General features: G+C 62.2%; 10 protein-coding genes and 1 tRNA gene. 9 read left to right on the forward strand and 2 right to left on the reverse strand.

Annotated elements, in window-relative coordinates; translation table 11 throughout:
• Together AC1DX0_RS19430 and AC1DX0_RS19435 are read left to right on the forward strand one after the other, a co-directional pair.
• On the forward strand, positions 1-303 hold a 303-nt coding region (locus tag AC1DX0_RS19430; protein ID WP_477356472.1), incomplete at its 5' end, for an ABC transporter permease.
• Positions 300-1,118, forward strand: a complete 819-nt coding sequence (locus AC1DX0_RS19435) for an ABC transporter permease (protein WP_032928764.1) — start codon at positions 300-302, stop codon at positions 1,116-1,118. The genes AC1DX0_RS19430 and AC1DX0_RS19435, both read left to right, overlap by 4 nt.
• Positions 1,119-1,189: 71 nt before the next feature.
• Here AC1DX0_RS19435 and AC1DX0_RS19440 read toward each other — a convergent pair whose 3' ends face one another.
• Entirely contained in the window at positions 1,190-3,043 is a 1,854-nt protein-coding gene (locus tag AC1DX0_RS19440; RefSeq protein WP_477223986.1) for an AsmA family protein, read from the reverse strand.
• Positions 3,044-3,243: 200 nt separating this feature from the next.
• On the opposite strand from AC1DX0_RS19440, the gene AC1DX0_RS19445 reads away from it, so the two are divergent.
• Positions 3,244-5,202 carry an acetoacetate--CoA ligase gene (locus tag AC1DX0_RS19445; RefSeq protein ID WP_477356474.1) on the forward strand — a complete coding sequence of 653 codons (1,959 nt, stop codon included), beginning with the start codon at positions 3,244-3,246 and terminating at the stop codon, positions 5,200-5,202.
• Positions 5,203-5,482: 280 nt separating this feature from the next.
• On the opposite strand, the gene AC1DX0_RS19450 is transcribed toward AC1DX0_RS19445, so the two are convergent.
• Positions 5,483-9,610, reverse strand: a complete 4,128-nt coding sequence (locus AC1DX0_RS19450) for a PAS domain S-box protein (protein ID WP_477223984.1) — start codon at positions 9,608-9,610, stop codon at positions 5,483-5,485.
• A gap of 251 nt (positions 9,611-9,861) precedes the next feature.
• On the opposite strand from AC1DX0_RS19450, the gene AC1DX0_RS19455 reads away from it, so the two are divergent.
• The 6 genes from AC1DX0_RS19455 (at position 9,862) to AC1DX0_RS19480 (ending at position 13,796) form a co-directional block, all read left to right on the forward strand.
• Complete coding sequence (locus AC1DX0_RS19455; RefSeq protein ID WP_477223983.1) at positions 9,862-10,320, forward strand: phasin; 459 nt, start codon at positions 9,862-9,864, stop codon at positions 10,318-10,320.
• A gap of 351 nt (positions 10,321-10,671) precedes the next feature.
• A tRNA-His gene (locus AC1DX0_RS19460) sits at positions 10,672-10,748 on the forward strand.
• A 129-nt stretch (positions 10,749-10,877) separates the two neighbouring features.
• Positions 10,878-12,239 (forward strand): DUF6538 domain-containing protein, encoded by a 1,362-nt coding sequence (locus AC1DX0_RS19465; RefSeq protein WP_477356476.1) that lies wholly within the window; start codon positions 10,878-10,880, stop codon positions 12,237-12,239.
• Positions 12,240-13,036: 797 nt separating this feature from the next.
• Positions 13,037-13,219: a hypothetical protein gene (locus AC1DX0_RS19470; protein WP_477223981.1), complete on the forward strand. Its 183-nt coding sequence runs from the start codon at positions 13,037-13,039 to the stop codon at positions 13,217-13,219.
• Between the two features lie 5 nt (positions 13,220-13,224).
• Positions 13,225-13,467 (forward strand): hypothetical protein, encoded by a 243-nt coding sequence (locus AC1DX0_RS19475; protein WP_477356478.1) that lies wholly within the window; start codon positions 13,225-13,227, stop codon positions 13,465-13,467.
• On the forward strand, positions 13,464-13,796 hold the full coding sequence (locus AC1DX0_RS19480) for a DUF1515 family protein (protein WP_477356480.1): 333 nt from the start codon (positions 13,464-13,466) through the stop codon (positions 13,794-13,796). Before AC1DX0_RS19475 ends, AC1DX0_RS19480 begins: the two co-directional genes overlap by 4 nt.
• The last annotated feature ends 820 nt before the right edge of the window (positions 13,797-14,616 follow it).

Consider the following 14,616-nt stretch of genomic DNA (forward strand, 5'->3'; position numbering starts at 1 on the left):
GCCAAGGACCTCGGTTGCCCGCCGACCGCAGCCTTCTGGAAGATCACCTTCCCGCTGTCGCTGCCGGGCGTCATTGCCGGCTGCCTGCTGGTGTTCATCCCGGCCGTCGGCGAGTTCGTCATCCCCGATCTGCTCGGCGGCTCGTCCACGCTGATGATCGGCAAGACGTTGTGGAACGAGTTCTTCGCCAACCGTGACTGGCCGGTGTCGTCGGCCGTCGCCGTCATCCTGCTGCTGTTGCTCACCGTGCCGATCATGCTCTTTCAGCAGGCGCAGGCCAAGGCGCAGGAGCAGGACAAATGAACACCACCTGGAGCCGCTTCAACGTCACCTCGATCGTGCTTGGCTTTGCCTTCCTGTACCTGCCGATCGTGCTGCTCATCGTTTTCTCCTTCAACGAATCCAAGCTCGTCACCGTCTGGGGCGGCTTCTCGACCAAATGGTATGTGTCACTGTTCCACAATCAGGGCCTGATGGACGCCACCTGGGTCACGGCGCGCGTCGGCGTCATTTCGGCGACGGTGGCGACCGTGCTCGGCACGCTGGCGGCACTCACCTTGACACGCTACACGCGGTTCCGGGGCAGGGTGCTGTTTTCCGGCATGGTCTTCGCGCCGCTCGTCATGCCGGAAGTCATCACCGGCCTGTCGCTGCTGCTGCTCTTCGTTGCCGTCGGTCTCGACCGCGGCTTCTTCACGGTGACGCTCGCCCACATCACGCTGACAATGTGCTTCGTGGCGGTCGTCGTGCAATCGCGCCTGGTGTCTTTCGACCGGTCGCTGGAGGAGGCGGCGATGGATCTCGGCGCAACGCCGGCCAAAACCTTCTTCCAGATCACCCTGCCGGTCATCCTGCCGGCGATCGTGTCCGGATGGATGCTGGCCTTCACGCTGTCGCTCGACGATCTGGTCATCGCCAGCTTCACCTCCGGCCCGGGCGCCACGACGCTGCCGATGAAAATCTACAGCCAGGTTCGTCTCGGCGTGACGCCGGAGATCAACGCCGCCTGCACCATCCTGATCGCCGTGGTCGCGGTCGGCGTCATCATCGCTTCGATCGCCAACAAGCGGCGCGAGGTGCAACGCCAGCTCGACGAACAGGCGGCACAGCGCGGGTGAGCATGATCTCGAAAAGTGGAAGCCGGTTTTCGGGCAACTGAACGGCCTGGCCCGAGGGTAAAAGCGCGCGACTATTCGCCCGAAACGCCGCGGCTTATCGGGGAAATGAACGGCGTGTTCCACGTTCCACCGACGAAGAAGGACGACTGGTTGGGCCCTTGTTGGCCGGTCTTCTGTGTCGCGGCCTGGTCCGGCTGGATGACGCCGCCGGACAGTGCCAGCCCGCGCCCCGCATAGGAGGCGATGCCGGAAAGCCAGATCTTGTATTTCGCCGAATTGGCCTCGGCCTTGTCCAGCCTCGCCACGCCTCTCGAAATGGTCGCCTTCACTTCGGCGCCGTCGATCGGCAGCGTGCCGTCCGAGACATCGTCGAGCGCGAAGAAGCCGCCCTGTTCGGTATGCTTGAGAAAAGCCGGCAGGTTGAACTTGCTCAGCGCGCCGGGGCCGAAGGTCGCCGAGACCGAACCGTCGGCATTTTCAAAGATCGAATCCCAGGTCCTGCCCGGCCCCTTGAGGATGACCGAAACGGTGCCCGTGCCGACCGGCACCAGCCGGGTCATGCCGGCTGCCGTGGCGAACGCGCCGCCATCGACATCGGAAGCAAGCAGCCTGATCTCAACCTGGGTGCCCTCGGGCTTGCGGTCGAAACGAAGGCTGGTCTGGATATTGCCGCCAAAGGCCGAGGCATCGGAGATATCGAAGACGGAAAGACCATCCTTGACCTGGGCGGTGGCGGCGACATCGGCAAGCTGGATGGCGCCGGCCGTGGCATGCGCCGCCGACAGCCTGAGATCGAGATTGACCCGGTCGGCGAAACTGGCCTCGACGTCCCCTGGCCCAGCCCCGCTCGCCGGCCCCAGCGGCGTGAAGGCGGASAGRAAYGACCTGAGGTCGAGCGTGTCGAAAGCGAGCGTGCCCGAGATCACCGGCTGGGCGTCGCCAAGCGACAGGTCCAGCGCGCCCATGCCTGGGTTGTTGTCGAGCGCCAGCGCGGTGTTCTCGAACTTGATGCGTCCGGCCGATGCCGTGACCTTGCTCGAAATGCTGACGGAGCCGATCGCTGCGCTCGGTGCGATGCCAACCTGCGACCATTCCAGAACGCGGCGTAGCGAGGGGGCCGCGAACTTCACCTGGCCGTCGTAGTAGGCGTTCTCGGACATGCTGGCCGTGCCGTCGAAGGAAAAGGTGGCGGGCGCGGCCTTGAAGGACAAAGTAAGCGGCGCCATGCCGCCTGCAAACAGCACCAGCGGCTTGGGCGAGGCGGCTTCGACGGTCACACTTTCGCCGCGCCAGATTCCGGTTGCCGACAGCGTCGCATTGCTGTTCATCGCCGCCCAGCTCGCCTGGCCGCTGAGGCTGCTCAGGATTTCGACGTCCTTGCCGTCGACGGAAGCCACCATCCGGCCGTCCCTGAACTCAACCGTGCCGAAGGCGTCTGTCGGCAGCTTGTCGAGGTCGGGTTTGGCGGGATCGGCATTGACCACGCCGCGCGCCGTGTCGATGGAGCGCGCGATGCGGCCTCCGGTCGGTGCCGTGGGCAGAAACAGGCCATCCACCGTGCGCTGGACCCGGATCGTCGGCCGTACCAGCCGCGCCGTGGAAAACGCCACATCGCCCTGTAATGCCGCCATGGCCGAGAGGTCGATCTCGACCCGTTCGGCTTCGACGACCGGCGGCGCGTCGGCGTCGGTCCACTTCGACAGTGTCACATCGGTCAGGATCGCGCGGAATTTCGGCCAGACCTCGATGCGCGGCGAACCATCGATGGCGACCCGGAAGCCGCTCCAGGCGCTCATTTCCCAGGCGATACGGTCGCGCACGATGCGCGTCGAGGCGATCAGCGGCAGCGTGGCGACCACCAGAGCGATGACGATCACGGCAGCGCCGATCGCCCATACTCCACGCCGGATCAAGGATGATGGCATCTCGCCCTATATGCTTCCGTTCCGATTAATCGCCCGAAATGTGTAAACCCCAGTCGTCACTACGACTTAGGACTGAGGCATTTCAAGTCTTTATGGCCCGGCGATGGCATTTGCGCACACCTGGCCGCTTCGGCCCAACAAAATCTTGCTCTGCTGCGCTGCGATATGCATAAGCGATGACGACCGTGGGAGGATCGATCATGGCTGCCGAAGTACCGCTCTGGACCCCGTCGCAAGACCAGATTGACGCTTCGCCATTGACCGCTTTCATGAAGGCTGCTTCAGCCAAGGCCGGCGCGTCCTTCTCCTCCTATGTCGACCTTCACCGCTGGTCCATCGAGGATCGCGAGGGTTTCTGGAGCCTGGTGTGGGACTTCTGCGGTGTCGTGGGCGACAAGGGCGAGACCATTCTCGCCGATGGCGACAAGATGCCCGGCGCTTCCTTCTTCCCCGATGCGTCGCTGAATTTCGCCGAGAACCTGTTGAAGAAGACCGGCGCTGGCGAGGCGATCGTCTTTCGCGGCGAGGATAAGGTCGAGCGGCGGCTGTCCTGGAACCAGCTGCATGGCTTGGTCTCGCGCCTGCAGCAGCTTTTCCTGTCGCTCAAGGTCAAGAAGGGCGACCGCATTGCCGCGATGATGCCCAACATGCCGGAGACCGTCGCCGCCATGCTGGCCGCGGCCTCGATCGGCGCGGTGTGGTCGTCCTGCTCTCCCGATTTCGGCGAGCAGGGCGTGCTCGACSGGTTCGGCCAGATCGAACCCGTAATTTTCATCGCGCCCGACGGCTATTGGTACAATGGCAAGGCGATCGAGGTCGCCGACAAGGTTGCGGCGGTCGCGGCCAAGCTCGGCAGTGTTCGCAAGGTTCTGCTTGTCGATTATCTCGGCACATCGGCCGACGTGGCCGCAACCATCGACAAGGCCGTGGCGATGGAAGCGGCGCTGGTGCCCTTCGCCGTAAAACCGGTCAGCTTCGAGCGGCTGCCGTTCKCGCATCCRCTCTACATCCTGTTYTCGTCMGGMACGACCGGCATTCCCAAATGCATCGTCCATTCGGCCGGCGGCACGCTGATCCAGCATGTCAAGGAACACCGGCTGCATGCCGGGCTCGTCGAAGGCGACCGTTTCTTCTACTTCACCACCTGCGGCTGGATGATGTGGAACTGGCTGGTGTCKGGCCTSGCTTCAGGGGCGACGCTGCTGCTTTACGATGGCTCGCCCTTCTATCCCGACGGCAAYGTGCTGTTCRAYTTCGCCGATGCYGAGAAGATGAMYTTCTTCGGCACCTCGGCCAAGTTCATCGATTCCGTGCGCAAAGCCRGYCTCAAGCCGATCCGCACGCATGATCTGTCCACCGTGCGGGCGATCTCCTCCACCGGGTCGCCGCTGTCGCCCGAGGATTTCCGCTTCGTCTATGACGGCATCAAGCAGGACGTGCATCTTGCCTCGGTCTCCGGCGGCACCGACATCGTCTCCTGCTTCGTGCTCGGCGTGCCGACCCTGCCGGTCTGGACCGGCGAGATCCAGGGGCCGGGCCTCGGCCTYGCCGTTGATGTCTGGGACGATGACGGCAAATCGATCCGCCAGGAGAAGGGCGAACTGGTCTGCRCMAAGGCGTTYCCSKCGATGCCGATCGGCTTCTGGAACGACCCYGAMGGCAAGAARTACARSGCGGCCTATTTCGAGCGYTTCGACAATGTCTGGTGYCATGGCGAYTTCGCCGAATGGACCGCSCATGGCGGCMTGATCATYCATGGCCGCTCCGACGCSACGCTCAAYCCGGGCGGCGTGCGCATCGGCACGGCGGAGATCTACAACCAGGTCGARCAGATGCCSGARATYCTGGAAGCGCTGTGCATCGGCCAGGATTTCGACAATGACGTSCGSGTCGTGCTGTTCGTGCGGYTGGCCGCCGGCGTGMMGCTSGAYGMMGATCTGGAAAARCGCATCCGGKCGAAAATMCGCACYGGSGCSAGCCCSCGTCACGTGCCGGCAAAGATCGTCGCSGTGWYMGACATYCCRCGCACCAAATCGGGCAAGATCACCGARCTYGCSGTGCGCGACGTCGTGCATGGCCGCGCCATCAAGAACAAGGAAGCGCTCGCCAACCCGGAAGCACTTGAGCTGTTCAGGAATCTGCCGCAACTCGCCGACTGACCCCAACCGGCGTGGTTAACAAAATATGTCGGTAGAATTTACCTAGATTTCACGAGTGGTACACATTCGTAAATTTTTCGACGAGCCGGTAAGGACTTGTTAAGGGCCGGCCCCGATAGTCGCATGTAACTTGAGGGAGAAATCCCGTTCCTCAGCCCCCGGAGGATCTGAATTCGCTCAAGCCCCCGTTGTGACAGCAATCCCATCTCTTAAGGCGTCCTTTGGGCGCCTTTTCTTTTAGCGGAATGGGGTAGCGGAAGGCTGTCGAGGAGGCGGTCACCTATTCCGCGAGCACGCGGGTCGATGGAAACGCGACCTCCACCAGCGTGCCTTCGCCGGGCGTCGAATTGATGGTGAAGCGGGCGCGGTTTGCTTCCACCATCGCCTTGGTCAGCGGCAGGCCAAGGCCGGTGCCGTCGCCACGCCCGCGCTTCAAGGCGTTGATCTGCTTGAACGGCTTCAGCGCCTGCTCGATCTCGGCCTGGCTCATGCCGATGCCGGTGTCGCGCACCCGCATGACGACGTCCCCAGAGGTCTCATAGGCGGTCGAGACAATCACCTGGCCGCCGGCCTGGGTGTAGCGGATGGCGTTCGACAGGATGTTGAGCGCGATCTGGCGCACCGAGCGCAGGTCGGCCACAACTTCCGGCAGCCGCGAGGCGAAGCTGGAGCGGATGATGACGCGTTCGCGGTTGGCCTGCGGCTGCATCATCGCCACGGTCTCGGCCAGCGTGTCGTTGAGCGACACCGCCTCGTAGGCCATCTCCTGCTGGCCGGCCTCGATCTTCGAGATGTCGAGCAAGTCGTTGACCAGATCGAGCACATGGTTGCCCGAGCGGTTGATGTCGCGCAGATAGTCGCGGTAGCGGTCGTTGGCGACCGGCCCGAACTTCTCGTCGACCATCAATTCGGAAAAGCCGATGATGGCGTTGAGCGGCGTGCGGATCTCGTGGCTGATGCGGGCGAGGAAATCGGTTTTCTGCGAGGACGCCCGCTCAGCCACCGCGCGTGCCTGCGTCAAATCCTCTTCTGCTCGCTTCCACTGCGTGATGTCGCGCACGACGGCGCAGAAGCCGCTCTCATTGGGCAGCCGGCCGATGGTCATGAACAGGGGTATGAAGCGCCCCTGCGCTTCGCGGCCGATCACCTCGCGGCCGTCATTCATGACGCTTGCCACGCCGGGCTCGGACAGGCCGGTGAGATAGTCGCGCGCCGCGCGTTGGCTTTCGATGGCAAACAGCGAGGCGAATGGCTTGCCGGTCACCTCGTCGCTGTCGAAACCGAACAGCGCTTCGGCCGGGCGGCTGATCGAGCGAATGGTGCCGTCGCTGCCGATCAGCACGACGCCGTCTGTGGCGGTGTCGATGATGGTGCGCATCTCGGCGATGCGTGCCTTGAGCTCGGAAATGTCGGGCTGTGTCGGCTCCTCGCCGACCGCGTGCAGGGCCGCAGGCGTGTCATCCTCGCCGGAACGGCGCACGACCAGCATCAGCGCCTTGCCGTCGCGCCAGGGAACGGAGCGCAGGATGGCGTCGATCGGGAATTCCTGACCATCACGCGTCTTCAGCCGCAGCGACCGGTCGCTGCCGTCGGAAGCGCCGTCATCGGCATAGGGATCGGCAAACAGCGCGCCCAGGCCGCCGGAATCCTCGAGATCCTCCAGCGTGTCGTAGCCGGTCAGGTCGAGGAATTCCTCGTTGGCATAGTGCAGCTGGTCGCCCGAATGGATGAGCAGCGGCACCGGCAGCTTGCCGAGCAGCGAGGTATCGGGGACCTTGCTTTCATCGCCAACGGAAAAGGCGGAGGGCACGAACCCCTCGGTCTTGAGCGGCGGTACCTGCAGGCGTGGACGCTGGATCTCGGCTGCAACTTGTGCACCGGCAGTCTCGGTGGCTGGCGTAATGGCTTGGCCTTCGGAGATTGCCGATGGCCCGGCATGCTCTACGGTCTGATCATCAACCGCTGCATCTTCAGCGCCGTCGGTCCAATCCTCATTGTCCTCGGCATCGCGAAAATCGGCCGACGTCATGCTGTCGTCGTCGGCTGCGACATGTCCGGCGCCCGCAACCGCCGGTTCATCCTTAATCGCGGCGGGCTCGGCACTTTCCGGTTCCGCGGCGACCGGTTCAGAGGCTGTTGGCTCGTCATTGTCCGCGACAGGGCTGGGCTCGTCGTTGTGGTCGGCGTAGCTGAGCAGCGAGCCTGTCGCACCGGACGGCGCGTCGGCATGCGCCTCGTGAACCACGTCGTCCGGATGGGCGCCATCGAGCCGTGCTAAATCCGCCTCGTGTTCTCCATCGACTTCGGTCTCGGATGGTTCGGCCAGCACCGCGTCGTTCTCTGGCTCTGTCGCGGAGATTTCGCCGGCCTCTGTCGGTTCATGATCCGGGGCAGCGTCAGGCGTCGAGGCAACCTCGCCAGCGGATTCGATCGGAGTTTCCGTCTTGGCGGCCGGGACCTCCGCTGCTGTTTCCGCCGCGGGCTCGGCCGGTGTCTCGACTGCCGGTTGCGTCGGGCGTTCGATGCCGGGCTTGTCGGCTTCCGGCGGCTCGGCCGGCGCACTGTCCCTCTTCAGCCGCTCGCCGATCTCACGGAAGGCGCTGCGTTCCAGCGTCGACAGCCCCTTGTCGTTGGCCGGCTGCCGGTGTTCGGCCAGCCGGATGACCTTGTCGGCAAAGCGCCGCTCTTGTTTCGGCACGATGGTCAGCGCCGGCACCTCGCCCTTGAACGGATCTGACGCGTTTGGCTCCTCGGCCTTCGGCGCTTCAGCGGGAGGTTCGACGGCTTCCGGTACGGACGCCGCCACTGGCGCCTCGCCATTGGGCACCAGGGCCATGCCGATCGCTTCCGGATCGACGACCGCGTCACTGGGGCGGGCGACGCCGAATCCGCGAAAACCTTCGAAGGCGCGGCTGCGGCCATAGACAGGCAAGGCCGCCAGGTCGACGGGGATCTTCAGGTCGGTGCCGACGACAGGCCACAGCACGGAGCGGCCGGACCAGGTGTCGCGCCGCTCCAGCAGGCCGGCGATCTCGCCGGACGCATCAAGGCCGAAGATCGCCGCGACATCCCTGAAGCGCCGGCCGATCACGTCGGCGGCCGGCTTGCCGACGATATCGGCGAATTCCGGCGACAGAGCGCTGAACTTGCCTTCGGCATCGGTGCGCCAGACGAAGCGAAGCGGCGCCGCCGAGCGGTCTATCGTCCGGGCTGGGGTTGCGGTCGGTGTGGACGGGGAGGTGGCCTTGTCCGGCTCCGCGCTGTCCGCCGAAGTCTCGGTGCCGATCGCTTCGGCCCCGTTTTCAGATTCCGGTGTAGCAGGCGCGAGCCGCGCGTCATCCCCGCCGGCATTGAAGTACCAATGATCGTGCTGTGCCGGCGTGCCGCCCGCCGCCGGCTGATCGTTGTCGGCGGCAACCGATGTCGGCCCGGCCGGCTCCTCAATCTCTTGCACTGCCTGTTCCGGCATATCTTCTGCCACGGGCTCGGAGAGGGCAGGCTGCTCAATTTCGGCTGTGGCTGGCTCGACAGTGACTGGCTCGGCAATGGCTGGCTCGGGAGTGGCGGGGGACGGCTCGATCGCCTCTGTCCGCCAAGCATCCGCCGTCGGCTGATTGTCCTGGTGAGGATCGGATTCTGCCGCGGCGCTTTCCGCTGCCGCTGTTGCGCCGCCAATCTCGGTGGCTAGGCTTTCCGTTGCTGCGGGGGGCTCGTCGGCCGAGGCCTCTGCTGCAGACGCGTTGTCCTCGAGCTGATCCTCGTCGATCACCACCAGCAGATGCCGTTCCGGTGTCAGCCGGGCGAGGCCGGCCGGGTAGGAGGTGTTGCCGCCCGGAACCAGGCGCTTGACGATGCGCTCGTCCTCGGCAGCCACGTCGGCCACCAGGGCGGCCAGCGTCGCGGGCTGGATGCCGAGCGCCGAAAATCCCTCCGAGGCGGCCTCGATATTGCCCCCGGCATCGATGAAGGCGATGAAATGGCCGTCTTCGGTGAAGCCGCTGATCGCCCGGCTGGCGATTTCGGCAGCACTGCGCGAGCCTGTCTGCGCCGCCGGCACCGCCAGCATGATCGCCTTTTCGCCGTCGGGCAGCGTCACCGCACTTGCCTGAAAGCCGATGGTCCGGCTGGTCATCCCGGTCGCCAACCTGACGGTAATCCCACGATCATTGCCGATTTCGGGAAAGCCACTGGTCGCCATGATCTGGCGGCGGGCGATCAGCGGCAACTGTGCGGAGGCGCCGATGATGGCTTCGATGTCGGGGTAGCCGAACACGGCGGCGCCGGGCCCATTGGCCCAGATCACCTGCTCCAGGTCCACCGACAGGATGGCGAGCGCGTCGCCGGCGGCAAACCGCTGGCGGACCGCGTCSAGCACGGCGACGTCGAGGAAGGAATATTCGGACGGCATGCGCTTGGCGAATCCTGACGGAGCGGCGAAATTTGCAGTTAACGCTTTGTTAATAAAAGCCTGMGGCGCGAAGGTCCACAAGCCAKAACGTGCARCGSYYGGWWTCTGGGCKTTTGGTTAACGSCCTGAAAGAAATTTATGGTGCAGTGCAACAAAGATATTGCAATGCACAAAAATTGCCTTTATATTGCCATCATAACTGAACGAGACGGCTTTCTGTCAAAGCCGCTGCCGCTGAAAAGGATGGAAAGATGTCCAGGACCAAGACCGCCGACACGATCGAAAACGTTGAATTCCCGAGCTTTGACGCTTCCAAGGCCACCGACCAGATGCGCGCTTTCGCCGAAAAGGGCGTTGAGCAGTCGAAAGAGGCCTATGCCAAGCTGAAGACCGGCGCCGAGGAGACCCAGAAGGCTCTGGAGTCGACCTACGAGACCGCCAAGACTGTTTCCAGCGACCTGTCGCTCAAGACCATCGCGGCGCTGCGCGCCAATGCCGAAGCCGGCTTCTCGCATCTCGAAGCCCTGATCGGCGCCAAGTCGCTGTCGGAAGTCGTCGAGCTGCAGACCTCCTTCCTGCGCAAGCGTATCGAGTCGACCGTCGAGCAGGCCAAGGACTTCCAGGCTGTTGCCTCCAAGGCCGCCGAAGACGTCTCCAAGCCGATCAAGACCGCCTTCGAGAAGGCAGTGAAGGACATCAAGGCTGCCTAACATTTACGCATGATCTGAAGATGCAACAAAAGGTCGCATTTTCTTAAAAACGATCAGGCGTATGATGGTAGCCATCAAGGAATACCCGGCGAGTGGAACCTCCTCCCTCTGCTCCCCGGGGTGACCAGCCAGCACCTCCTCCCGCTGGCTCGTAACAGGAAAAGGCCGGCACCTCCTCCCGCCGGCCTTTTTCTTTGCCCGGCGAAACCAGCGCTGCTGGGGCGAGATGTGGGGAAGTGGTCTTTGCTTTGCAAAAGCCTTGAATTAGAATCCATAAGCCCGTAAGGACGCATCGCCGAACGACAGAGCGGATCGCGGAGACTTTCCACCTCGACCCGCTCAGGCAAATGTGCCGTTGTAGCTCAGATGGTTAGAGCGCCGGATTGTGGATCCGGAGGTCGCTGGTTCGATCCCAGCCAACGGTACCATCGGCTCCTCCTGCAAGTTATTGATTCTACTGCAGAAATTGGCGCTACCTGACTTGACGGTTGCGCCATATTGGCCTTTTGTGATACCTATTGTGTTACTTATTGTGATACAAAAGGTGTCTTAAAGACATGGGAAGGCGACGCGAAGAGCATGATCCTGATCGCTTTCTGCAACAGAGGGGCGATCGCTTTCACTACTACCGACGAGTCCCAACGGAGCTACGAGAGCTCGATGGTCGCGGTGCTTTCGTACGCCGTGCTTTGGACACGACCGACCGGCTGAAGGCGCGTACGTCACGCGATCTCCACGAAGCTGCCGACAACGCGCTATGGTCGTCTCTAATGTTGGGGGAAGATTCAGATGCCGCGCGCATCCGTTACCAGCGCGCTATCAAACGCGCAGAGGCGCTAGGATTCGTCTATCGGCCGCTCGCCGAAATCTTCGTCGCCGAGCCGCTGGATACCGTTCTACAGCGGGTCGAGGCCACGATCGGAAATCCTACCAACTCTCCCGTGGTCGACGCGGTTACTGGTGCCGTGTCTCATCCTGACGACAAAATATCGGAAGCGCTGAAGCTCTTTTTTGACGAAATCGTCCGCGACGAACTCCGCACCAAAAGTGCTGATCAGAAGAAGCGATGGAAGGCAAAACGCCAAATGAGCGTCGATGTTTTCATCACGCTTGTCGGCAACAAGCGAATGGGAGAGATCACCCGCGATGACGCGCGTGAGGTCCATAAATATTGGTTGGATCGAATTGCGCCCGTTAAGGGCAAAGCAGACCGTTCGGCGTCGACCGGCAACCGAAATATGGGGAACCTGCGAACCCTCTACGGCGACTACTATCGTCATCTCGGTTCACCCGAACAGAAGAATCCATTCGCCGATCTCTCATTCAGCGACAAGTCGAAACGCAGTCGCCCACCGTTCCCGACCGACTGGATTCGCGACAGGATCCTCGTGCCTGGTGCACTCGCGGCGCTCAACGATGAGGCGCGAGGCATCCTGCTCGCCTTCGTGGAGACGGGGGCCCGGCCGAGCGAACTTGCGAACTTGCACGCCGGCGTTATCCATCTCGACCACGAGGTGCCTCACATTTCGGTCGAGCCGCGCGAAGATCCTGACGACCCACGTGAGATCAAGACAGCCTCATCGGTGCGTAAGGTGCCTCTGGTCGGTGTCGCGCTTGAGGTGTTCAAGACGCATCCTAATGGCTTTCCGAGATACAAAGATCGCGAGGCGTCGCTATCAGCCCTGCTCAACAAGCACTTCGAGAACCACAAACTGTTCCCGACCGAAAAGCACACTGTCTATTCTCTTCGGCATTCGTTTGAAGACCGCATGAAGAACGCCAGGCTGGATGAGGAACTCCGGCGCATGCTGATGGGCCACACCATCGACCGTCCGAAATACGGCGAAGGCGGCGACATGAAAATGTGGCAGGAAGAACTCATGAAGATCGTACTGCCGTTTGACCCCTCAATCGTTTAACGCGCTCATGGGCTGCGACAAGGCGTCCCTCCTTTGCTTGGCAATCTTGCAGAGCACGTTCAAGATAGTCGTACAACGGTAGCCATGTCTCGCCTTGTTCGCCGCGCGCCACGATGATCTCGGCCACGCGGTCGAGCGCTCGCTCAATCCGTTGCACGGTGATTGGCTGAAGCGTGGGCGAATATCGCCTCACAGATTCGCCTTTCTGCAAGGCCATGAATGTAGCATGCCCTATGCGTAGGCGGACCTTTCTGGTGCAGTGAAGGCCTGCGTTCGGCTCGGGCCACAATCGGCGGCTGCGGCGTGCAAATGGGAAAGGCTCTCTGCCGTCGGGGGTTGGTAGCGGGAGACCGCTACATCGCAAGACCCACATTGAGGGCGCGTTCTTTTGCTATCGCCGGCATGCAGCGTGAGCAAGTTGCGTTCGATGCCGTGCGGTCGAAAATCGCGACCCGTGGCGATGATGGATGGGATAGATAGATGAGTAATATCAGATAGTTACATGATGCCGTGTGCAAAAATCGCACACGAAAGTTCTGCTTCTCTTCTTTTTTCGTTCTCACGACGGAGCCGCCGAGAGCCCTATTCGGACGCTCTTTTGCCGATGAGATTAACCGTTCCAATGCGAACGTTCGCTGCAATGTCCGTGACCCTTAATGTCCTGCGGCGTCCAATTTGCCTGAGGTTCTTGGAAGCTTTTCGAACTTTCTGGGTCGCGCCTCACCCCCAGTTGCGGGTGCTTGGCGCTGTTGTCGGCGGCGGTGCGGTCGAACTGGCCGGAATAGGTTAGCGCGAGCGTGGCATTGCTCGCTGGCATCGCCCAAGCGGCCGACACAACGACCGGCGAGCAAGACATCGACGCCGCGGCCCAAGCCTATATCGACAAACAGCATATCGACGCCGGCCGCATTGCCGAGCCGGTTCGCCCAGAAGGACGAAGACAATGCACCGCCCGATCCGAAAAATCCTTCTGGCTGTAAGCCTGATGGCATCTCTGCAGGGGTGTCAGCACGGCTCGATGCCATCGGTCGATAGCTTGGCGCCAAAGCCGGCGATCCACGTCGATCCAAGCGTCACGCAAGAATGCCAAGGCGTCGTCGACGTTCCCCACACCTTCATCCCCTATGACCAAGCAATCCTGCTCTGGGTGAAGGATCGGGCGGCACTCGGCGACTGCAAGCGCCTCGACCACGCCAAGGCTCTCACGATCAAGGCGCTGGTGAAATGACGTCAAAGCTCGACGAGATTTCGGAGGCAATCGGCAGTCTCCGGTCTGAGGTGGCAGCGCTGCGGCGTGACTTTACCGACAGCACCRGACGAGCTGACGAACATCGAGCCTCCATCCACAAGCGGGTCGACGACCTGGTGCATGATTTCGGCGATCTCAAAACGAACGTCGAGACGATGAAGGCTGACGTCGCCGATAGCAAAGACGTCACAGACGAGGTAAAGGAATGGAAGCAGCGAGGCGTCGGCGCGCTGTTCGTGGCCGGCATCGCCGGCACGGCACTCGGCGGGGCGGTTGTCGGCTTCATTGTCTACTGGTGGCGATCTTGAAGGTGCTGCGCACCGCCTGAATCTCCTCTGCATCATTTCAGTCACCCCATCGGCTCCGGCCGGTGGGCTGCTTTTTTCGTACTAACCCTGAAAGAGCATTGACCAGAGGTGACGCGCTGGAAGCTAGTGGTTTTGGGCGCCCTGGGCGTCACGGTATGGCAGCGGCGGCTCTGGCGTCACTGGTCACGGCCTATTGGCACGACATCTGGCGGGTGCTGCGAGGCGGGTAAGTCACATTGCTCCCCCTGGCTTAACGCTGGCCGCCCTTCCACCGCAATTTGAACCGTCCTTCGCCGTGTCACTTGGAGTTTCGCAATTGCCAGCGTAAGGCTTTGATACGGAGCCACCGCGCAATTGTTGCACTACGGCCACCGATCGAGCTCCATCGCCTTCAATGTGGGTGTTCTGACTGTTTGGGTTGAATGGGTCGACCGTCTGCATCAGCAAATTGGCGTGGTTGGCGTCTCCAGCGGCCAAAGTGACGCCATCGTAATGGTTCAAATAATCGGCCGAGCATCCCGATAATAATATGGCAGATACTACCGCTGTCCCAAGACAAAAGCGCATGACGTCCCCCCATCATTTAACGAATATGCGCTTTTTCTAATTTGTTGTCGAATCGCGCTTGGTTCGGAGCGGATCGCCGCGAAATGCGTCACCAAATTCAYGCGCCGGCTGGACGAGCTTCGCAGGACTTCGGCGCGGTCTACGGCACGCGAGACGTTATCAGGGGCATGAAGCGAGAGCTTGATGAATTGCGTCGTAAGCTGCGATCACCCACCCGGCCTGACCGAACATGGCAACCACCTTTGATCAACCT

This window comes from Mesorhizobium sp. P3_A9 (genome assembly GCF_056402975.1).

Excerpts from the sequence above, each read along its gene's own strand:
- AC1DX0_RS19435 (WP_032928764.1), top strand. The coding sequence starts at position 300 with ATGAACACCACCTGGAGCCGCTTCAACGTCACCTCGATCGTGCTTGGC.
- AC1DX0_RS19455 (WP_477223983.1), top strand. The coding sequence starts at position 9,862 with ATGTCCAGGACCAAGACCGCCGACACGATCGAAAACGTTGAATTCCCG.
- AC1DX0_RS19465 (WP_477356476.1), top strand. The coding sequence starts at position 10,878 with ATGGGAAGGCGACGCGAAGAGCATGATCCTGATCGCTTTCTGCAACAG.
- AC1DX0_RS19475 (WP_477356478.1), top strand. The coding sequence starts at position 13,225 with ATGGCATCTCTGCAGGGGTGTCAGCACGGCTCGATGCCATCGGTCGAT.